General features: G+C 61.5%; 18 protein-coding genes and 1 pseudogene. 5 read left to right on the plus strand and 14 right to left on the minus strand.

Going from position 1 to position 21406, the window contains the following annotated elements:
- Nucleotides 1-165: 165 nt before the first annotated feature.
- From msuE to FY112_RS31435, 12 genes and pseudogenes are all read right to left on the minus strand, one after another.
- The gene (gene msuE / locus FY112_RS31380; RefSeq protein WP_151520123.1) at nucleotides 166-726 is read right to left on the minus strand and encodes an FMN reductase; all 561 of its coding nucleotides are present in this window, start codon (nucleotides 724-726) and stop codon (nucleotides 166-168) included.
- A gap of 50 nt (nucleotides 727-776) precedes the next feature.
- Complete coding sequence (locus tag FY112_RS31385) at nucleotides 777-1973, minus strand: acyl-CoA dehydrogenase family protein (protein WP_151520124.1); 1197 nt, start codon at nucleotides 1971-1973, stop codon at nucleotides 777-779.
- Nucleotides 1973-3076 carry an LLM class flavin-dependent oxidoreductase gene (locus tag FY112_RS31390; protein WP_151520125.1) on the minus strand — a complete coding sequence of 368 codons (1104 nt, stop codon included), beginning with the start codon at nucleotides 3074-3076 and terminating at the stop codon, nucleotides 1973-1975. Before FY112_RS31390 ends, FY112_RS31385 begins: the two co-directional genes overlap by 1 nt.
- 139 nt (nucleotides 3077-3215) lie before the next feature.
- Nucleotides 3216-4307: an LLM class flavin-dependent oxidoreductase gene (locus FY112_RS31395; RefSeq protein WP_151520126.1), complete on the minus strand. Its 1092-nt coding sequence runs from the start codon at nucleotides 4305-4307 to the stop codon at nucleotides 3216-3218.
- The gene (locus tag FY112_RS31400; protein ID WP_151520127.1) at nucleotides 4304-6007 is read right to left on the minus strand and encodes an ABC transporter ATP-binding protein; all 1704 of its coding nucleotides are present in this window, start codon (nucleotides 6005-6007) and stop codon (nucleotides 4304-4306) included. Before FY112_RS31400 ends, FY112_RS31395 begins: the two co-directional genes overlap by 4 nt.
- A complete protein-coding gene (locus FY112_RS31405) occupies nucleotides 5986-6834 on the minus strand; it encodes an ABC transporter permease (protein WP_151520128.1) in 849 nt (282 codons plus the stop codon). Before FY112_RS31405 ends, FY112_RS31400 begins: the two co-directional genes overlap by 22 nt.
- Nucleotides 6831-7842, minus strand: a pseudogene (locus tag FY112_RS31410) (ABC transporter permease). The gene FY112_RS31405 and the pseudogene FY112_RS31410 overlap by 4 nt, the downstream one beginning before the upstream one ends.
- Nucleotides 7843-7875: 33 nt before the next feature.
- Entirely contained in the window at nucleotides 7876-9528 is a 1653-nt protein-coding gene (locus tag FY112_RS31415; protein WP_151520129.1) for an ABC transporter substrate-binding protein, read from the minus strand.
- Between the two features lie 184 nt (nucleotides 9529-9712).
- Nucleotides 9713-12013 (minus strand): molybdopterin guanine dinucleotide-containing S/N-oxide reductase, encoded by a 2301-nt coding sequence (locus FY112_RS31420; RefSeq protein WP_151520130.1) that lies wholly within the window; start codon nucleotides 12011-12013, stop codon nucleotides 9713-9715.
- A 42-nt stretch (nucleotides 12014-12055) separates the two neighbouring features.
- A complete protein-coding gene (locus tag FY112_RS31425; RefSeq protein ID WP_151520131.1) occupies nucleotides 12056-13432 on the minus strand; it encodes an FAD-linked oxidase C-terminal domain-containing protein in 1377 nt (458 codons plus the stop codon).
- A 108-nt stretch (nucleotides 13433-13540) separates the two neighbouring features.
- On the minus strand, nucleotides 13541-14143 hold the full coding sequence (locus FY112_RS31430) for a DsbA family protein (RefSeq protein WP_151520132.1): 603 nt from the start codon (nucleotides 14141-14143) through the stop codon (nucleotides 13541-13543).
- Nucleotides 14140-14724, minus strand: a complete 585-nt coding sequence (locus FY112_RS31435; protein WP_151520149.1) for a TetR/AcrR family transcriptional regulator — start codon at nucleotides 14722-14724, stop codon at nucleotides 14140-14142. The genes FY112_RS31430 and FY112_RS31435 overlap by 4 nt, the downstream gene beginning before the upstream one ends.
- A 701-nt stretch (nucleotides 14725-15425) precedes the next feature.
- Between FY112_RS31435 and FY112_RS31440 the strand changes: the two genes are divergently transcribed.
- The 5 genes from FY112_RS31440 (at nucleotide 15426) to FY112_RS31460 (ending at nucleotide 19261) form a co-directional block, all read left to right on the plus strand.
- Nucleotides 15426-15800 carry a winged helix-turn-helix domain-containing protein gene (locus FY112_RS31440; RefSeq protein ID WP_151520133.1) on the plus strand — a complete coding sequence of 125 codons (375 nt, stop codon included), beginning with the start codon at nucleotides 15426-15428 and terminating at the stop codon, nucleotides 15798-15800.
- A gap of 75 nt (nucleotides 15801-15875) precedes the next feature.
- Complete coding sequence (gene modA, locus FY112_RS31445; protein ID WP_151520134.1) at nucleotides 15876-16685, plus strand: molybdate ABC transporter substrate-binding protein; 810 nt, start codon at nucleotides 15876-15878, stop codon at nucleotides 16683-16685.
- Between the two features lie 8 nt (nucleotides 16686-16693).
- Nucleotides 16694-17359 (plus strand): molybdate ABC transporter permease subunit, encoded by a 666-nt coding sequence (gene modB / locus FY112_RS31450; RefSeq protein WP_151520135.1) that lies wholly within the window; start codon nucleotides 16694-16696, stop codon nucleotides 17357-17359.
- Nucleotides 17356-18465, plus strand: coding sequence for an ABC transporter ATP-binding protein (locus FY112_RS31455; RefSeq protein WP_151520136.1), 1110 nt, complete (start codon nucleotides 17356-17358; stop codon nucleotides 18463-18465). Before modB ends, FY112_RS31455 begins: the two co-directional genes overlap by 4 nt.
- Nucleotides 18449-19261 carry a sulfite exporter TauE/SafE family protein gene (locus FY112_RS31460; RefSeq protein WP_151520137.1) on the plus strand — a complete coding sequence of 271 codons (813 nt, stop codon included), beginning with the start codon at nucleotides 18449-18451 and terminating at the stop codon, nucleotides 19259-19261. The genes FY112_RS31455 and FY112_RS31460 overlap by 17 nt, the downstream gene beginning before the upstream one ends.
- Nucleotides 19262-19661: 400 nt before the next feature.
- On the opposite strand, the gene FY112_RS31465 is transcribed toward FY112_RS31460, so the two are convergent.
- Nucleotides 19662-20435 carry an SOS response-associated peptidase gene (locus FY112_RS31465; RefSeq protein WP_151520138.1) on the minus strand — a complete coding sequence of 258 codons (774 nt, stop codon included), beginning with the start codon at nucleotides 20433-20435 and terminating at the stop codon, nucleotides 19662-19664.
- A gap of 63 nt (nucleotides 20436-20498) precedes the next feature.
- On the minus strand, nucleotides 20499-21406 hold a 908-nt coding region (gene ligD / locus FY112_RS31470), incomplete at its 5' end, for a non-homologous end-joining DNA ligase (RefSeq protein WP_151520139.1).

The following is a 21406-nucleotide window of genomic DNA, read 5'->3' on the forward strand; positions in this document are numbered from 1 at the left end:
TTTCAACATCAAATCTATCAACATTGGGGTGTTCTATTCCGACGCGTGAAATGAGAGCAGAATCGCTCCGCTCTGTCGAATTGTCGAAAAATCTACTTGGCGCGGGGTGTTCTGCTTGAAGCAGACGACTTCCCGAGTGTCCGGCAAGACGCGGCGGCGGGATTGTTATTCCGCCGCTATCGCCGCGGAGATCGAGCGTGCGTTGATAAGCATGGCAGCTTCGCCAAGCGCCTGGTGCACGCGACCGAGAATGGCAGGCGAAGGGGCGCCATCTGTGAAATCACGGCCCGAGGCATAGATCGCGGTCGGTGTAACGAAGGCTTCGAAAAATGCGAAAAGCGGGCGCAGCTGGTGCTCGACGACAAGCGAATGCCGGTCGCCTCCGCCCGTCGCCGTCAGCACGATCGGTTTGCCGCGCAGATCGGAGGGATCGAGCAGATCGATGACATGTTTGAACAGCCCGGTGTAGCTTCCCTTGTAGGTCGGAGATCCAATGACGAGCGCGTCGGCCTCGATGATCGTGCGGATCACCTTGCGCGCGGCGGGATCAAGATCGGCCACCGATCTTGCTGCCGTCAGAGATGATCCAAGGTCCTCGACGTCGAAGACCACATGCTGCAGGCCAGATTGTTTCGCCAGCGCTTCGGTCACGCTTTCAACGAAGCGTTTCGTGCTCGACGGGCGGGAGATGTTGCCCGAGAAGCCGACGATCAGGTTGTTGCTCATTCCAGTTCCTTTCAAAAAGTGTTCAGAGGCCGGAGACGATGCCCATTGCTTCAGGCCGTCCTGAGAATGGGTATGCTCGTGGAATTGCTTGAGCGGTCGTCCTCAGCCCGGTTCCACCGGTCGAAGGCGGCGCGACCGAGAATGGAAATGGACGTGTCCTCCTGCGGAGCATGGACGAGCACCGACTGAATGTCCCGGAAATGGCGCTCCAGCCCCAGTTCGTTCCCGAGGCCGGGATTGCCGATGCCACGCACGGCGATCTGCACCGCGTCCCGCAGCTGCCGGCCGGCAAGCAGCCGGGCCCGGATGTGCTTTTCTGCCTCGGCTTGCTTGTCCTTCAGGGCATCGAAAATGATTTGCCGGGCGCCGGAGACGAGAAGGTCGATCTCGCCGGAAAGCGTCACGAAGCGTTCGGTGCGGGCGATCGGATGACCAAGGTTGGTCGGAACGCGCTCGTGAGCAAAGCGGATGAATGCCTCCTGAGCCGCTTCGGCCACTCCGAGATAGAGCGCGGTCAGCGCCAGCGTGATTGCCGCGTGAGCGCGGTTGTCCTGTTGCGCAACGGAGGGATCGACCAGATCGATGACATTCTCCTGCGGGATTTCCACGTCGGTGTATTCGACATCGTGGGAGCCGGAGGCACGCATGCCAAGGCTGTTCCAGTTCTCGATGACGTGAATGCCGGGAAGCTCGTTCGGAACGACGAATGTTCCGACGCGGGCAGGTGTTTCATCGGTGTGTGCCCAGACCAGGAAATGGGTCAGACCGTACGCCCCGGTGACGAAGCGCTTGCGGCCGGTGATCGACCAGCCGGATGCGGTACGACGGGCAACCGTTGCCGGCAGGCCGCCACGGGCGGGCGAGCCGAGTTCCGGTTCGACACGCGCGGCATTGAGCAGCAGCGGATGCTGCTTGGCCTCAGTAAGCAGGCGTTTGTAGAGGTCTTCGGGCCAATGGCTTTTCGTTGCCTGACCGAGGTGGTTGAAGATCGTCATGGCGCTGATCAGCGCGACCGACGGATCACCGCGGCCGAGGGCCGCAAGGATCGTTGCGGCCTCATGGAGCGTTGCGCCGGCGCCGCCATATCTTGCCGCGACAGTGCTTTCGAGCAGGCCGCTTTGATGAACCGCCCGGATGCCCGCCCAGGGGAAATCCCCGGTCCGGTCCGCCTCGGGAGCAGCGTCGGCAAGAGCACGCGTCGTCGCGCTCAGCAGACGTGGATCGAAAGCCGTCTCGCGCGCGATCATCAGGCGGCGGCCTTCTTCTTTGCCTCTTCCCGCTCGCGTATGCCCTCGCGCACGAGTGGCAGGATGTAGCGTCCGTAGTCGACGGCATCGTTGAAATTGTCATAGCCGCGGATGGAGATCAGGTCGGCGCCGAGATCGATATAGTCGAGGATGGAATCGGCAATGGTGCGCGGTGATCCGACCAGTGCGGTCGTGGCGCCGGAGGCGTTGGTCGCCGTGACCGTCGGATACCAGAGTGCGCGGTCGTGCACGTCGCCACGCGCGGCGATATCAAGGAGCCGCTGCGATCCGACATTGGCGGGGCGAGGGGCAGAGGGCGGCGCGCGATGAAGGCCCTTTTCCCGGTTGTCCTTGAGACGGTCGAGCACCCGGTGGGCCTTCTCCCAGGCGAGTTCGTCGGTTTCGGCAACGATCGGGCGGAAGGTCACCCAGATCCGCGGCCTGTCCGTCCTGCCTGCCTTTGCCGCCTCGGCGTAGATACGTTCGATCTGCTGCTTGGTTTCCGCCAGCGGCTCGCCCCAGAGCCCGAAAATGTCCCCCAGTGATCCCCCGATGCGATATGCGGCATCAGAAGAGCCGCCGACGGAAATCGGGATCAGCCCGTTCGTAGGGCGCACTGCGCTGCGGAACTGCTTGAACTGGTAATATTTGCCATCGAAATCGAAGGGTTCTTTGGACGTCCAGGCCTGACGCAGGATCCGGATATATTCTTCCTGCCGCTCGTACCGCTCCTCTTTGTTGAGAAAATCTCCTTCGCGGGCCTGCTCGTCATCGCTGCCGCCGGCAATGAAGTGGACGACGACGCGTCCGCCGCTCAACTGATCAAGGGTGGCAAGCGATTTGGCAGCCACCGTCGGGTAGACGGTATTGGGACGCAGCGCGACGATGATCTTGATGTTCTTCGTGTGCGCCAGAACCGTGGCGCCGATCGTGAAAGGGTCGAAGGACGAGGAGGAGTAGGGGATCAGCGTGTAGTTGAAGCCATAGTCGTCGAGGGCACGCGAGTAGCGCTCGAGATAGTGGGGATCGACCGGAGCGTCCGGGATGGGATTGAGGTCGTTCGAGGCGTTGGGAAAGCTGACGCTGATGAATTCCGCGGACATGGGAGCTCCTCTGATTGTCGATGGTGGTCGAAATTAGGCGGCAGATAAACACTGAGGAAGACAGGTCTTTCTATTTCTACTGAAACTATAGAAAAATCTCTCATCCACGGTCGCCGGCCGTTAAGATCCGGTGTAGGTCCTACCAGTCAGGCGACCAGCCGAGGCTCGGCGCGACGGTCCCAGCAAGGTCGGTCAGCAGCTGGATATTCTCGACGAGGCTGAAGGCAGGCGGCAAGAAGAGAACGATTTCGTCGGCCGCAGCGAGCCCGGGATCACTCAGCACCGCCTCGATTACCTGATCCGCTGTGCCGTGGAAGACGGGCGAGATCTGGCTTCCAGGCGGTTGGTTGGTCCGCGAGCTCGGTTCGAGAGCGCCCTTCGGCCGCGATGCGGCGATGCCTTGGGTACGGCGCTCGAGATCATAGGCTGCGTATTTCTCGCGAAGCTCCGGCGTGGTGCCGACCAGGACCGACGCCGCGACGGCGACCGGTGGCGGCTCGCTCGTCCGCTGCTTTCGCCAGTTAGCCCGGAAGGCCTCAATGCAACGGGCCTGATAGCTTCCGAAGCTCTCACCCTCGGCGTGGTCGTGCTGTACGGTTCCGGCGATCAGGCCGATGCCGAGTTCGGCGGCTTGGATCGCCGAGCCGAGGCTGGCGGAACCTTGACGGATGCGCGAGCGAAGGGTCGGACTGTGCGGTGTCACCCTCAACTGGCTGCCTTCCGCTGCACCCTGGCCCGGTTCTGCGACGGTGTGCAGAACCTCGCCGGATATTGCGGACAGGAAGCGCGCCTGACGGCGCTTGGCTTCCGTCTTGGCGTCGGTCTCGACCGTGCCGAAGACGGCATCAAAGGCTGCGTTGGTGCCGGTCGAGATCGCCAGTTCCAATCGGCCGCCGATCAAGAGGTCGGTGGTGCCTGCGGCTTCCGCCAGCAGGATAGGATCCTGATAACGCATCGGAATGACGGCGGAGCCCAGCACGATATGGCTGGTATGCTGACCTGCCGCGGCAAAGAAGGGCAGCGGCGAGGATAGATAGTGATCGAAATGCCGCTGATAGGCCCAGCCTGACTGATAACCCAGCCGTTCGGCCGCCTTGAAAAGCTCGATGCCTTCCCGCAAGCCATGAGCGGGGCCGTTTTCATCGTTGAACGAGACGCGCGTGTTGAACCCGAGACGCTTCTTCGGACGGAATGACGCCGACGGTGCCGGGGCGGGGGCGATGACGGTCATGCGATCTTTTCCTCATTGAAGATCTGCCGCTGCTGCAGAGGCTGGGTTCGCGCAAAACGCGCGGTCCCTGACGGGATCGATTCCAGCAGCGAGCGGGTGTAGGGCTGGCGGGGCCTGTCGAAGATCTCTCCGACAGTGCCGTGCTCGACGATGCGGCCGCGCTGCATGACCGAGACCGTGTGGGCAAGCTGGCGCACCAGCGCCAGATCATGCGAAACGAAAACATAAGTGAGGCCGAGCTTGACCTGCAGCGACAGCAGCACTTCGACGATGTCGGCCTGAACGCTGACGTCGAGCGCCGAGGTAGGCTCGTCAAGCACGATCACATCGGGTCTCAGGACAAGCGACCGGGCGATGGCAACGCGCTGGCGCTGGCCGCCCGACAGGGCGGCGGGCTTGCGGGACAAGAGATGCTCGCCCAGGCCGACATCTGCGAACGCCTTGCGCACCGCGAGTGCCCGCTCCTGATGTGTTCCGATCTTGAAGCGGTCCAGCGGCTCGCGCACGATTTTCTCGACGGTCCAGGTCGGATCGAGGGATGTGAATGGGTTCTGATAGACAAGCTGAAGGTGCCGCCAGACAGAGCGAAGCTGCTCGGGGGATCGACCGTTCACCTGTTCGCCGCCAACGACGATCTTTCCGTCATCGGGTTGCTCCAGCCCGAGCAGAAGCCGGATCGCCGTTGTCTTCCCGGATCCGGATTCCCCGACCAGCGCATGCGTCGTCCCCGCCTGAACCTCGAACGAGACGTCGTTGACGGCGGTTAGAACCTTGCCGTCGACGGTGAACTTCTTCGTTACGCCGCTGACCTCGATCTTCGGTGTCTTTTCGGGCCTCGCGACAAGCTGCCGGAAGCCGGGCTCTCGCAATGGCCTGTAACGGTCAGGATTGAGCGCCGGCACGTCGCCATGGAGTTTTCTGGCGTAGGACGAGGAAGGGGCGGAGAATACGGTAGCGGTGTTTCCGGCTTCCTGGATGGCGCCGTCCTTGAGGACGACAATGGAATTCGCGCGCTCGGCTGCGATCGCCAGGTCATGGGTGATCAGGAGAAGGCTGATCTGCAGCTCCTCCTGCAGCTTCGACAGCAGGTCGAGAATTCGCTTCTGGATCGTCACATCGAGTGCGGAGGTCGGCTCGTCTGCGACCAGCAGCGACGGCCGCGGCAGAACGGCGAGACCGATCAGAACGCGCTGGAGCATGCCGCCGGAAAGCTGGTGGGGGTAGGAGTCATAGACACGCTGCGGATTGTCGAGCCCGACCTGCGCGAATGTCTCCAGAACAAGTGCCTCGCGAAGCGCCTTGTCCGGTTCGTCCAGCAGAGTGGCGGCTTCCATTGCCTGGGCGCCAATGGTGCGGACCGGGTTCAGGGAATTGCCGGGATCCTGCGGCACGAAGCCGATCCTGCGTCCCCTGAATGGCCGGAAGCGGCGCTCCGAAAGCCCCAGAAGCTCCTGGCCATCGAATTCGACACGGCCGGTGGCGTGTCCCGTTGCGGGTAGCAGCCGGAGGACGGCGCGGGCGATGGTGGATTTGCCCGATCCGGATTCGCCGATCAGCGCGAGGCTTTTGCCGCGTCCAAGCTCGAAGCCGACATCGGTCACAACCCTGTGGGTGCCGTAGGCCACCGACAATCCCTCGGCCCGCAGCAACGGGGAAGATGGGCGTTTCAAAAACGTGGTCAGTCTGTCTTGCGGAGCCATCGGCTGATCCTGTTTACAGAGAGAACGGTTGCGATCGTGACGAGGGCCGGGGCGTAAACGAGCCACGGCCATTTGAGGTAATCCTTGCCGATCGAGATCAGCAGACCCCAATCGGAAGCAGGCGGCGGGTCGCCGTAGCCAAGGAAGGCAAGGCTGGCGATCACCAGGATGGAATCGCCGAACTGCAAGACGGCAAGCGGCAGCACCGATCTCGATGCGTTCGGAAGCACATGGCGCCACAGAATGTGCCAGCGCGATCCGCCGAGCAGGAAGGACGATTCGACGAATGTCGCCTGCCGGGTCTTGATGACTTCGGAGCGCATCACCCGGGCAAAAAGGGCAACCGCGGAGACGCCCGTCGCGATTGCCGCATTGGTCGTGTCGAAACCGATTGCGGTGACGACGATGACGGCAAGCAGGAATTTGGGGATTGCCAGCAAGACATCGACGAGGCGGGCAAAGACGGTGTCCACCCAGCCGCCGAAGAAGCCGGCCAGCAGCCCGATGATCCCGCCGGCGACAACGCCGATCACAACCGCGATCAGAGCGCTCGCCACCGATGAGGCCGTGCCATAGACGACGCGTGCGTAGAGGTCGCGGCCGAGATGATCGGTGCCGAACCAGTGCGCCGCACTTGGGCCGAGCAATTTCTGGGCGGGGGTGCCGTTTACCGGATCGTAGCTCGTGAAGAGGCCAGGCGCCAAGGACCAGGCGATTGCGAGGGCGACGACCAGGAACGAAAGGATTACGACCAGCGGCACACGCAGGCCCGTCAGGCGACTGATCAGCGTCACACGCGGAGTGGACGAAAGCGAGGCGAGCGTCATGGGGTCACCACCTTGGAGATGGGGAGAGAGCTGTCATCAGCGGTCGTCGGCCGACGCTGCTGGGTGCCGAGGAGTTTTACGCGAGGATCGAGCAGCGGGTAGGTCAGGTCGGCGATCAGATTGACGACGACGAAGACCACCGCAGCGAGCGAAACGACCGCCTGCAGAACCGGCAGGTCCTGAGTGCTGACCGACCGCTGCACCAGGCTGCCAAGCCCGTTGCGGCCAAACACCGTCTCGGTGATCAGCGAGCCGCCGAGCAACTCGCCGATCGTCAGAGCGACGACGGTGATGACGGGCAGCGATGACGGCTTCAGCAGGTGCATGACGAAGAGCCGCATCTGGCCAAGCCCCCGGCCGCGTGCGACGGCGGCGTAGTCCTGGCCGGACTCATGGTCGAGATTGGCAATCAGGACTTCGGCAATCTGCGCCGAGATCGGGATGCCGAGGGCGATCGCTGCGAAAAGCGTTGCCCAGAAGCTGTCTGGCTCGATGACGCGAAAGACGCCGAGCTGGAAACCGAAGAGGTGGATCAGTACCAGGCCGATCACGAAGTTCGGAACCGACAGGAACAGCGAGGGGAAGCCGCGCAGCAGACCCTGTCCGTAGCGTCGGGGCAAAAATTGCGTGCCGTAGGCGATGATCGCAGCCAGGAAAAGTGCTACCGCAAGGCCCGCCGAGGCAAGCACGAGCGTCGACGGCAGAACCTCGCCGATCAGCGTCGCCACTGGTCTGTTGGTCCGCATCGATAGGCCGAGATGCCCCTGTCACGAAGCCGGAAAAGGAGTTCCAGAGCTGCACGGGGATCGGCTTGTCCAGTCCCTGCGCAGCGATGATCTCCTTGATCTCATCCGGCGTGAAGCCGTTTTGCGGGTTGTTCAGGACATTGGTAATCGGATCCCCGGGCAGGATGCTGACGACGACAAAGGTGAAGACATAAGACAGCAGGATCACGACAATCGCCTGCAACAGCCGTTTTCCGGCATAGTTGAAATAGGCTTTATTCATGCCCATCACCTCTGTGTCTGTTGAATGGCCGGGCTATTCGCTCTTCGTTGCCGTGTAGTAGCTGGCATAGGCGACGCCGTTGTAGACTTCGCCCTTGAGCTTCGGCGACTGCACGTAGATGCGCTGGACGATCTGCGTTCGCGGAATGAAATAACCCTGGTCGAGGACGTATTTCTGCAGCTCGTCGAGAAGCGGCTTGCGAGCTTCGATGGAGCCGGCGCCGGCGATCTTGTCGCGCAGATCGTTGAGGGTCTTGTCGCTCTCGTCGAGCGCAAACCAGTTCTCGCCATTGTTGGCGTTGGTCAGGATGCTGGCGACGGTGCCGGCGTCGATGAAGGAGCGCGTCACCTCATAGGCCGGCACTCCGGCGCCGCCATACTTGACCTTCTGGCCGAACGTGACGACGTCATAGGCGCGGATTTGGACCTTCCAGCCGATCTTGCCGAGCTGCTGTGAAATCAGTTCGTCGATCGACTTCGATGTCGCGAGGTAGGGGTTCGAGTTCAGCGTCAGCAACAGCGGCTTGCCGTCCTTGACGCGGATGCCATCCGAGCCCTTCTTCCAGCCTGCCTCGTCGAGAAGCTTATCCGCCTTTTCAGCATTATAGGCCAGCAGCGCGCTCTGGTCGGTCGCACCCGGAACGTTGCTCTGGATGAACGACGTCGCAAGCTTCCAGTCGGGCGTATAGACGGTGTCGATGATTTCCTGGCGATTGATGCCGGCCTGAAGCCCCTGGCGAACCTTCACGTCGTCATAGGGGGCAAGCTTGGTGTTGATCGCCCAGCCATTGACGAAGCCGAGATAGCGAGGCGTCGCCACCGTGAGGCCTTCCGACTTGAGGGACTCGAGTTCCTGAGGCGATGCATTATAGGCGACGTCGGCCTGGCCGGACTGGACTGCCGCAACGCGCAGCGACGGTTCGGAGACGAGCTTGTAGGTGATCGTATCGAGATGGGCAGGACCGGTCTGGCCCACCGCTGCGGGACCCCAGTTGTAATCCTTGCGCTTGGCGAGCTTGACATAGTCGCCTTCCTTCCAGGACTCGACGACATAGGGGCCGCTGCCGGAGGTCTTGCTCAGGTCTGCCTGGGCGCTCGCCGGCGAGGCGATGGTCTTTGGGGAAATGAGGATCGAGCCGTGATAGCCGAGCGTCGGGATGAAGCCGAGGGTCGGCTTCTTGAAGAAGACCTTCACGGTCCTCGGATCGACGGCTTCGGCGTGATCGTAGGTCTTGGGGAAGAGGCCAATCGGATTGATGCCCTCGCTCTTGCGCCCCGCATACCAGATGTCGAGATTGGCGACGACGGCTGCCGCATCGAGCGGGCTGCCATCAAAGAAAGTCACGCCGGTCTTCAGATGCAGGGTGAATTCGGTTGCATTGTCGTTCTGCTCCCAGCGCTCGGCGATCCACGGGCTGACCTTGCCATCGGCATCGACATAGAGAAGCTTGTCAGTCACATGGCCCCAGATATGGCCCTGAAAGCTGGAGATCGCGCTGTTGTTGGGGATCCAGGTGTCCCCGAGGGAGTCGATCAGGAAGACGACGTCTCCGCCATCATGAGCTCCGTCCTCAGCCAGGGCCGGGGTTACACCAGCTGTCGCGACCAGAGCGGCAAATGCCAGTGCAGAGGTGGCGGTCAGCAGACGGCGCCGGGAAAGAAGAGGGCGGAAAGAGCGGTCGTTCATGAAGCGGTCCTGTTTGGTTGCCGGGCTGATTGCGAACAGGAGCCTATGGCAGTGGATCGACTTCGAGAAAGACTGGTTGTTCTTTTTCTATCAATTTTGTAGATTATTTTATCATGGCAATCTGAAGCACGAGGATCAGGATTCCGGCTGTTGCTCGCAAGGTGAACGCCATCGCGCAGGCGTTCTATTCCTCGATGAAAGTCATCCCGTCGAGAATGCGCACCGGCGGCAATTCTCCGGCATAGCGCTCGACATTGACCTTTGTCAGCTGTCCGGTCGAGGCCTGGGCAAGCTGCGACGTGCCCACATCACGGGTGAGGATATTCGGGTTGCCATGAATGCACATGGCGATCTCGGCATCGGCATCATCAGGCTCGAACCACGCGCCGGTGGCGAGCTGCATCACTCCAGGTTTCACATCCGCACTGATCACCGCAGCCGCCAGGCAACTGCCGCGGGCGTTGAACAGCCTGACGATATCGCGATCCGAAATGCCACGCTCTGCCGCATCCGCCGGGTTGATGCGCACCGATTCGCGGCCGTTGATCTTGGTCGAGCGGCTGAAGTCGCCATAGTCCAGCTGACTGTGAAGACGCGAGTAGGGCTGGTTGCAGACGAGATAGAGGGGATAGCGACCCTCGGCCGCCTTGGCCGTCGGGTCCGGTTCAAACCAGCGCGGATGGCCGCGGCAATCGTCATAGCCAAAGCTTGCGATCGTTTCAGAGAAGATCTCGATCTTGCCAGATGGCGTGGGCAACGGATTGGCGTCCGGATCGGCCCGGAATGCGCGCGCAGGGCCGCCATCATCCGGCTTTACCGGGAGCTGCAACTCGCCCATCTCCCAGAAGGTTTCAAAATCCGGAGCCGGGCGACCAGCGGCGGTGAGTGCGGCGCGTGTTGTCTCGAAGAGGAAAGCGAGCCACTCGCGGCTCGACCGGTTCTCGGTGAATTCGCCGCGCTTGCCGAGGCGCTCTGCGATATCTGCGAATATCTCATAGTCATCGCGTGCTTCGCCGACCGGTTCGATCAGCTTCTTCATGGCGATCATCATCGGATCACGGTCGGCCGCGCCGATATCGTCACGCTCAAGCGTCGTGGTCGCAGGCAGGACGATATCGGCGTGGCGTGCCGAGGACGTCCAGGCCGTCTCGTGCACGATGATCGTCTCCGGCTTCTTGAACGCCTGACGAAGCCTGTTGAGATCCTGATGATGATGGAACGGGTTGCCGCCCGCCCAATAGACGAGGCGGACGTCGGGATAGCGCAGAGCCTGGCCGTTGTAGTGGAACGGTTCGCCCGGGTTCAGCAGCATGTCGGCGATCCGCGCGACGGGAATGAAGTCCGGCACGGGATTGTGGAATTGCGCGAGCGTCGGCAAGGGAACGGCGAGTTGGCCTTTGCCGATATTGCCGAGCGCGCCGAGCGAATAGGAAAAGCCGCCGCCATCCAAGCCGATCTGTCCGAGCATGGCCGCGAGCACGATCCCCATCCAGACCGGTTGTTCGCCGTAGTCGGCGCGCTGCAGGGAATGGCTGACGGTGATCAGCGTTCGGGCGTTCGCCATGCGCCGCGCCAGATCCACGATCGTATCGGCAGCGATACCGCAGATGCCGGCTGCCCATTGCGGGCTCTTCTCGACGCCATCCTCGCGTCCCAGCAGATAAGCCTCGAAGCGCGGATAGCCTGTCGTATAGCGGTCGAGAAATTCCCGGTTATGGCGCCGCTCACTGACCAGGACGAAGGCGATTGCGAGCATGAGCGCAACATCGGTTCCAGGGGTGACCGGCAGCCATTCCGCATCGAGATCACTCGCAATATCATCCTTGAGCGGGCTTATGAGGACGAAGCGCGCGCCGCGCGCATGGGCACCGCTCAGCGCCGGGCGCACCACGTGCCGGCTGATGCCGCCGCCATGGACATCGGTGTTCTTGACCGCCATGCCGCCGAAGGCAACGATCAGCTCGCTGCAGTGTTCGATCGCCTTCCAGGTGACGCTCTTTCGATCGAAGCTATCGTAAGGACCGAGCACATGCGGAATGATGACCATCGCCGCGCCCGAACTATAGGTATTGACCGATCTGACATATCCGCCGAGCACGTTGAGGAAACGATGGATCTGGCTTTGGGCGTGATGAAACCGCCCTGCGCTGGACCAGCCATACGAGCCGCCGAAGATGGCCTGCGGTCCGGCTTCGGTGTGAACGCGGCGAAGCTCGTTGGCGACCAGATCGAGCCCTTCCGGCCAGCTGATCTCAACATAGCCGTCGCTCCCGCGCTTCCGGGCATTGTCGGGCCGGCCTTCAAGCCATCCGCGCCTGACGGCCGGGCGCCGGATGCGGGCGGGGCTCTTGGCGATTGCGGGCAGGTTGCCGAGCAGGGGAGATGGGTGGGGGTCGGCGGGATGCGGACGGATTTCGAGGGCTTCGCCCTGATGACGACCATAGAATGCGCCCCAATGAGAGCTGTGGGGTTTGAAGCCGTCCATCGCACCGTCTCCCTTGAACAAGAGTGGAAAGATCGGCAACACTCACAACGGCAGGATCTTGCCGGGGTTCATGATGCCCTGGGGATCAATGGCGTGCTTCAGAAGGGCCATCAGCTCGACGGCGTCTCCGTGTTCCTGACGCAGATAGCCGATCTTGCCGGTGCCGACGCCATGTTCCCCGGTCGACGTCCCGCCGACGGAGATTGCGTGTTCGACCATCGCCTTGTTGATGGCCGCGACCTCGGCGAGTTCCGCCTTGTTCTCGGGATCCACGGCGAAGACCACATGATAGTTGCCGTCGCCGACATGGCCGAGAATGGCAGCCGGAACACTGCAGTCCCGCAACAGGGCGCGGGTCCTGAGAATGCAGCCGCTGAGTTCGGATACCGGAACGCAGACATCGGATGACCAGCCCTTGGCGTTCTGTCGCTGCGAGACGACTGCGTAGAAGGCGTTATGCCGGGCCTTCCAGAGGCGATTTCGCTCCTCTGGCGCATTGGCCCATTCGAAATCCTTGCCGCCGTGATCCTTTACGATATCCGCAACCAGTTCGACCTGCTCCTGAACCGAGGCGGGAGACCCGTGGAATTCGAAGGCGAGCGTATCTTCGATTTTCAGCGAGAGGCCGGAATAGGCGTTGGCGGCAGCAATCAGGCCGCGGTCCATAAGCTCCATCCGTGCGACAGGGATGGCAAGCTGCACAATCGCGATCGCGGCCTTCACCGCCTGCTCCACACTCTCGAACGAGCAGAGGGCTGCCGAAATGGTTTCCGAAACACCCTGGAGCCGCAAGGTGACTTCGGTGATGATGCCGAGCGTGCCTTCCGAGCCGACGAAGAGGCGCGTGAGATCGTAGCCGGCAGACGATTTGCGCGCCCGGCCACCGGTACGAATGACCTGACCCGTTGGCAGCACGACGGTCAGCGACAGCACATTCTCGCGCATGGTGCCGTAGCGCACGGCGTTGGTGCCCGATGCCCGTGTCGCCGCCATGCCGCCAATCGACGCGTTGGTCCCAGGGTCGATCGGGAAGAACAGGCCCTGGTCGCGCAGATGCGCGTTGAGTTCCTCGCGCGTGACACCGGCCTGGACGGTGCAGTCGAGATCCTCGGCGCTGACACGAATGATCTGCGACATCTGCGAAAGATCGATTGAAACGCCACCGCGCACCGCGGTCAGGTGCCCCTCGAGCGAGGTTCCGGCGCCGAAGGCGATGACGGGCACGCCTGCCGCGGCGCAGAGCCGGACGGTTTCGGCTACGTCGTCGGTGCTTTGCGCGAATACCACGGCATCCGGGATTGCCGGCGTGTGATGGGACTCGCCGCGGCCATGCTGCTCGCGCAGCGCCTGCGAGGTCGAGAAGCGATCACCGAACCTTGACTGCAGTTGGCCCGATAGCTCAGCGGATAGGATACCCATCTTTCACGTCCTCTTTCGGTGCTCACCGTGCCAGCCGAAATCGCGCCATGCCGGCGCGATCGGGCATGGATGCAGATTGACCAGTACCAGGTCTCAACAGGCGAACTGTCAGACGGCGATCTTCTCGCCGTTCAGGTGGCGCTCAAGGAAGGGCAGACTATCCTGCCCCCAGTAAAGTTCGTCTTCGTAACGAAACGTCGGAAGGCCGAAGACGCCGGAGTACCTGGCGCCTTCGATATTGGATCTCCAGATCGATTGGGTGACCTCGGCCTGGGCGCGTTCTTCCAGCTTCGTCCCGTCGATCCCTACAGAACTGGCGATCGCCTGACGCACCTCGCTCCGCCCGATATCCGCCGCGTCGGTCCAGAATGCGGTCTGCAGCGCGCGGGTAAGCCCGAGCCAGTCCAAGCCCTCCTCGATGGCGGCGATGACCATGAAGCCGGCGGGCGTTGGATCGGACAAGGCAGCGCGATTTTCGAAGTTCAGCGTCTTGCCGCGCAGGAATGCCCAGCGCTTCAAGTCCTTGGTCCAATACGCACGCCGGGCTTCCGGCCGGTTGCGCGAATAGATCCCGCCGTTGTCCTCGATCAGAGAGATAACCTGCGGCCGGATCACGGCACCGTGCCTGGACGCGACTTCCGAAAAAGCATCAAGACCGATGAACGACCAGGGTGAACCGATGCCGAAGAAATAGTCTATTACCTTTGTCATGCTCTGCCTTTTTCAGCGGTCTTGATCGAAGAAAGCGCGGTGTCAAATACGAAGAGGGCGCAGTCTCTGGCGGTGAGAACAGTATGCGGATCGCGACCAACGGCGACGGTCGCCAAAGCTCCTTCGTAGAGGAGGGAAAGATGGCCGGCCGGCTGCACTGTCTCAATACCCGCTCTTTCCATCAGCGCGCGAAACATCTGGCTGACGGCCGCCTTGTGGGCGCGCGCGACGGTAACAACGCGTTCTGAATCGCCGTGCTCGGCGACTGCCAGGGCGAACGCACATCCACGAAACTCGGGGCTGTCCGCCTTCTCATGCAGCCGCTCGAAGATGAGATTGAGCTGATCCCGCGGGCTCCGGACCTCGTCCAAAACCTCGCCCAGAGAGCGGATGACCCGCTCGTGACGGTCCTGAAGATAGGCCGCGACAAGATGATCCTTGGACGGGAAATGCCTATAGAGCGTTGCCTTGGCAACCTTTGTTTCTTCGATAATGCGGTCGATGCCGACAGCGCGGATGCCTTCGCGGTAGAAGAGTGCGCCGGCAGACGCGAGGATGTGATCTGAAATTGAAGCTTTCATCGAACTGCTTGCGGAGCCTTCTCGAAACGTGCGCCCGGACATGCGAGTGCAGCAAGAGAGGTTTCTATGCGCGCCAACCGGCCAGAGAAAGACAGGTCATTCCATTTGGATGCATCGTTGGAAATATTTTTGCTCTGATGCCTGTGGCAGTGTCTTTGGACTTGCGGCCCTCCACGCGCAGGCGAGAACTCTAAGTCGAGCTGCCGCGGTAGGTCTCGCCATCTTCAAAATCGATCGGCCGGAGGCCCAGACGATGATCTACGGATGGAGCCGTGACTTGTAGTCAGGTATTCGCCACCTTCGGCCACTAGTGAGGAAAACGATTTTTCCGCCAGATGCGGCGAGCGAATGACGAGCTTCGCGCGGCGCTGAAAGAAGCTTGAACCAACCAATGAGGCTGGTCGTTGAACGGCAAACGGCAGCTATCCGACACATGCGCCGTGTAGCGGATTTTCCGCTCCCGGCTCCGAATTGGTCATTTTAGCCCAGGGCAACTTCTTGCCGATGCCGAGAAACAGAACATCAGCCGGGATATGTTTACGCAAGCGGCCGAAGGCGAGCTCGTCAATTCTCGGGCACAATCAGAGCAGCGCAAACGGTGTGCCATCCACACAGCGCGCGGCCATACCGGGATTCTAGGTTTGCACTGAGGGGTAGCTTCACGTGTATGGTGGCGCTTCAGTTCCATCAGAGCAGCACCCGTGACCAACTCCGCAAAACCTGATCCCCGCTTCCGTTTCCGCATCCTGCTTGGCCACTCGATTGCAGTGGGACCTGGCAAGGCTGACCTTCTGGCGTCCATTGCGGAAACAGGGTCTATCTCGGCTGCAGGCCGGTCGATGGGCATGAGCTACAAGAAGGCGTGGTATCTGATCGACACGATGAACAAGTGCTTCAAAGGGCCTCTGGTGGAAACCAGCAAGGGCGGCAAGGCCCATGGCGGGGCGACCTTGACCCCGCTCGGCGAAGAAGTTCTCGCACGCTATCGCGCCATCGAAGCCAAGGCCTATGCCGCCGTCACGGATGAATTGGCTGCTTTCAACGATATGATCGTCGAAACCCCTTCCAGAGATTGAGCGCAGCGGCTTGCCTGCTTGCAGTCCCTGGCTGAGTCGATATAGCTATGTGGAAACATCGATGGAGGTAGACACATGTATGGAAGGTCAACGACACGTCGTCTCATGCTTGCTGCGGGCATTATTGCGCTGATTTCGTCTACGGCCGTGGGCCACGCCATCGCCCATGACAGCACCATTCCGAACATCGCGGCGGCCTCCGACCTGAAGTTCGCGGCTGAAGAGATTGCCGCATCCTTCAAGGCGGTGACCGGAAAGAGTGTTCAACTGACTTTCGGTTCGTCCGGCAACTTTTTCCGACAGATCGCCCAGGGTGCCCCCTTCCAGATGTTCATGTCAGCCGACGAAGGCTTCGTCAGCCAATTGCAGGCTGAAGGCAAGACGGTCGATGAGGGCTCGCTCTACGCGATTGGCCGCATCGTGCTTTTTGCACCGAAGGGCTCGCCTCTGAAGACGGAAGGCGGCTTGGACGACCTGAAGGCGGCGATGGCCGACGGCCGTGTGTCAAAATTCGCTATCGCAAATCCGGAACATGCGCCCTACGGTCGCGCTGCCGAGGAGGCCTTGCGCCATCAGGGACTTTGGAAGGCAATAGAACTGAAGCTGGTTCTCGGCGAGAACGTCTCACAAGCTGCGCAGTTTGCGACGTCCGGTTCAACGCAAGGGGGCATCTTCGCCTACTCGTTGGCGCTCTCTCCCGCGATCAGTAAACTCGGCACCTATACACTGCTGCCCGCCGACTGGCATGAACCGCTTCGCCAGCGCATGGTGCTGATCAACGGGGCGGGCGAGACTGCGAAGGCCTTCTACGATTATATGCAGAAGCCTGCCGCGCGGGCTATCTTCCGCAAATATGGCTTTGTTCTGCCCGGCGAGCAGTCCTGAGACGAACCATGGATTGGATAGCGCTTCAGCTTTCGCTTCGCCTCGGGGCGCTGACCGTTCTCGTGCTCCTGCCGCTCGGAATCCTGCTCGGGCGGCTGATCGCCTATGGTCGATTTCGCGGCAAGGGGTTTGCGGAAGCCGCCCTTACCCTTCCGCTGGTGCTGCCGCCGACGGTGATCGGCTATTACCTCCTCGTGACGTTTGGAGGCGCATCGCCGCTCGGGCAGGCTTATCAGGCCCTCTTCGGTCACGGGCTGGTATTCACCTTTGAGGGACTGCTCGTTGCCTCCGTCATCATCAACCTGCCCTTCGCGGTGCAGCCGATGCAGCGGGCGTTCGAGGCCATTCCGTCTGCGATCCGCGAAGCGGCGGCCGTGTCAGGCATGTCGCCCTTTCAGGTTCTCTTGAAGATCGACCTACCGCTTGCCTGGCCCGGAATCGTCACCGGATTGGTCCTCACTTTCGCGCATACGCTTGGAGAGTTCGGCGTGGTACTGATGGTCGGCGGCTCGATCCCTGGCGAGACCAAGACGGTGGCGATTGCGATCTACGACCGGGTGCAGGCGTTCGACAATCAGGCGGCCGGTCTGATGTCGGCCCTCCTGCTTGCGCTCTCGCTCGTAGCGCTCGGCATCACCTACGCCCTGTCGAACAGGCTGGACCGCAGCCGATGAGCCATGCGGCACTCTCTCTTTCCGTCAGGCAAGTCGAACCGATCCCTCTGGATGTGCAGGTGGAGGTCGGGCCTGGCGAACTGCTCGCACTGGTCGGGCCGTCAGGAAGCGGCAAAACGACACTCCTGAGAACTATCGCCGGGCTCTATAGTCCGATGGGCTCGGTCGTCCGCTGCAACGGAGAGACCTGGGCCGATCAGGAAGTGGGCGTTTTTCTGCCGCCTCATCGCAGGGCAGTCGGCCTCGTCTTCCAGAACTACGCCCTGTTTCCGCATATGTCGGCGCTCTCCAACATCGTCGCTGCCATAGGACATCGCCCCAGGGCCGAACGAGAGGAGCGTGCCCGCCACCTCATGCGGCTCGTCCACCTGGATGGGTTGGAGAAGCGGATGCCGCATCAGCTATCGGGTGGCCAGCAACAAAGGGTCGCGGTCGCAAGAGCGCTTGCTCGCGACCCCAAAGTCCTCCTCCTCGACGAGCCTTTTTCCGCCGTGGACAAGGCGACCCGTCAAAGGCTTTATCATGAGCTTGCCGACCTGCGCCGCAACCTCGCGATCCCGATTGTACTTGTCACGCACGACTTCGACGAAGCGGCGCGGCTTGCAGATCGTATGGCGCTTCTTGATCACGGGCGCATTCTGCAGACCGGCAAGCCGTCGGATGTGCTGGCACGGCCAGTCAGCGGGAGGGCTGCCCGCCTGGTCGATCTCAGGAACATGTTCGGCGGCGTGGTCGCTCGGCAAGCAGATGATTCGACCATGCTTGACTGGCAGGGACGCCACCTCATCGCGCCTTTCCATAGCGGCTTTGAGGAGGGCGAGCGTGTTCTCTGGGGTCTGCCGTCGACGCAGGTCGTGCTGCTGCGGCCGGAAGCCACAAAGCCTGCTGTCGGGAATTTCTTTTCCGGGCGGATCGTTGAACTCGTGACGCTGAGCGAAAGCACCGTCGTTGCAGTTGTCCTGGATGGCCGCGACGAACCGAGGCTCTCACTGACGATTCCAGCGCAATATGCACGGCGCAATGCCCTGGCGACCGGATCGGACATCGAGGTAGCGCTTTTGCCCGAGGCCATCCACATCATGAAAGCGGATGACGATGAAGCGTAACACGGGAGCATTTCTCGGCGGCGGTCTAATCGGGATGCTCGGTGGCTTGATCGGGCTTGGTGGCGCTGAGTTCCGTCTGCCTCTCCTGATCGGCCCGTTCGGCTTCGCCGCGTTGGAAGCGGTGATCCTCAACAAGGCCATGAGCCTGGTCGTCGTCGCTTTCGCACTGCCATTTCGAGCGGCGACTGTCCCCTTTGACCAGATTGCGGCGCACTGGCCGATCATCGTCAACCTTCTGGCCGGGAGCCTGGCTGGTGCCTGGCTCGGAGCGGGTTGGGCAACGCGATTGAAGTCCGAGACGCTCTACAAGGTGATTGCGGTTCTGCTGCTCATGATCGCGGTCGTGCTGGTGTTCGGTCACGACATCGCAGCAGGTTCGCCCCTTGTCACCGGGACTGCGCAGATCATAGCAGGCGTGATCGCGGGCCTCATCATCGGCATCGTCGCATCCTTGCTGGGTGTCGCTGGTGGCGAACTTCTAATTCCAACCCTCATCCTTCTGTTCGGAGCGGACATCAAGCTTGCCGGAAGTCTCTCTCTTGCGGTGAGCCTGCCGACCATGGTCGTCGGCTTTACCCGCTATAGCCGTGACCAAAGCTTCGCCGTTATCCGAAGCAATCGGACGTTCCTGCTCGTCATGGCGCTTGGATCGATCCTCGGCGCGTTTATCGGCGGACGGCTTCTCGGCATCGTCCCGACTGTCGTGCTACTGCCTACCCTCGCTGTGATCATCGTGATCTCCGCGATCAAGGTGTGGCGGCAGCGAAACAGATATCGTCAGCTACAACCTCTATAGATTGCTGGATCAGGGTGGATGCTGAATCCGTGCGAAATGTCCTCCGCCAGGGTGATCGAGTTCGTCCTCGGTTTCGAGCATGGAGAAAGCTGCGTCTCGCCCATAATGGTCGAAAATTCAGCACAGGGTTCATATTGCATTGCAACATGCGCATGGCTGCACTGCGATATGAGCGCTGGCGGTCGGGGCAGCCTCTGATATCCTTTGATCAGCGAAGCCATGCACCTCCTCCCGCAGAGCTTCGTGTTTCAGGCGACCCACTCCTCCTCCCAGGGGCGCCTGACGGAACAGCGGCACTCCTCCTCCCAGCCGTTGTTCAATTCTTTCGAAAAGCCTGCCGCACCTCCTCCCGCGGCAGGCTTTTTCGTTTTCCGATACATTCAAGCCCTGAATTCAGGCGTCAAAGCAGACTGCCCTGTTCCACCGGCTCTCCGGACTTCGACACGATCGTCGATCCGTACGGTTCGCGCGAGGAAATGATCAGCGCGTCATTGGGTAATGGACGGGCCAGCTCCTTGGCTTCATCCCAGGGCGCCCGCATCCAGGTGTCGGTCTCTTCCTTCGTCTGCAGCAGCACCGGCATCGCCTTCTCATGGATCGGCTTAACGAGATCGTTGGGATCCGTGGTCAGAAAACCATAGAGATCATCGGTGGTGAGCCCGTCCCGGACCTTGCGGACACTTTCCCAGTGCGGCACATGGATGCCGGCAAAGAACATCAGCGACTTCGCCTCGTCCCGGGCAAACCAGGCATTGGGCACATTGCCACCTTCCTGTTTGCCCGCCGGATCCGGTTCGGCAAAACTGGTCACCGGGACCAAACACCTATTTTCGACACCGAACCATCGCGTCCAGTGCGGGAAATTGAGTTTGCGCACATTGGTCGTGCCGCGATCGGCCTCCATGCGGATCAGTTCTTCGAGATCGAACGGCTTGCCCTTGGCCGCAAGTTTTTCGGCCTTGGCTTTGGCCGCCTTCTCAAGCGCAAAGCGCGGCGAGGGCAGTCCCCAGCGCGCATGGACCAGTTGCTTCTTTCCGTCGGCGGTGTTGCGGACGATCGGCCCCATCTGATCGGGGTTCATCTGGTAGGCCGGCATCAGGTTGATCAGGCTTTCGGCGTCCTGGGCCCACATTGAGACCCAGTCCTTGTCTTCCATGCGATAAAGATTGCACATTGCAGGCCATCTACTCCGCTTGAGCTCGAATGGTGGACAATCTAGCGGATGGCGCTGATTTCGCTAGTCGAGCCGGAAGACGTCGGCATTATCCTGGCGTTCTCGCAAGCCTTTGTAGGACGGATGGCGGAGTTTCCCGTCTGTCGACCAGGCGCGAAACTCGATCTCGGCGATCAGTGTCGGTTCGACCCAGATGACATCGCCACTTCCGGAATAGGGCAGGGGCGGCTGCTTTCGCTTCCAGCGCAGCGTGTCCAGCATCTTCCGCAACCTCATGGCCTCGGCTTGCCTGAAGCCCGTGCCGACACTTCCGACGTGGACGAGATCATCACCACGATACGCAGCGAGCACCAAAGAGCCGAAGCCAGCAGGGGACGCTGCCGACCTCTCATAGCCGACAATGAAGAAGGCCTCGCTCTGGACGCATTTGATCTTCACCCAGTCCCCGGTCCGGCCCGAACGATATGGCCGGTCGAGGTGTTTGCCGACGATGCCTTCCAGGCCGAGGCGGCAGATATGCTGAAGCAGGACGGCTGGTTCGGCATCGAGTGTTTCCGATAGCCTGACGGCGCCGACCTGGTCATTCCTTGGGCCGTTTAATGTATCCTCGAGAAGGTGTCGGCGGGACCGGTATTCGACACCGCGCAGATCGTGCCCGTCCAGATGGACAAGATCGAAAGCATAGAGGACAGCGTCGGAGGCGCGGTTGCCAGCTTGTTTGCCGGATGCGCCCAGCGATTGCTGCAGCAGACCAAAATCCGGCCGCCCCTCATCGTCGAGCACGACGGCTTCCCCATCGATGATCATCGTCGCCGGCCCGAGCGCTCGGGCCGCTTGCTCTATGGCCGGAAACCGGTGCGTCCAGTCATGGCCGCCACGGGTGAGGATCCTGATCCCTTGCGGCTCGATATGAACGGCAAGGCGATAACCATCCCATTTCAGCTCCCAACTCCACTCGTTTCCCTTTGGGG

The organism is Rhizobium sp. PEPV16, assembly GCF_008919455.1.
Taxonomy (GTDB): Bacteria; Pseudomonadota; Alphaproteobacteria; order Rhizobiales; family Rhizobiaceae; genus Rhizobium; species Rhizobium leguminosarum_Q.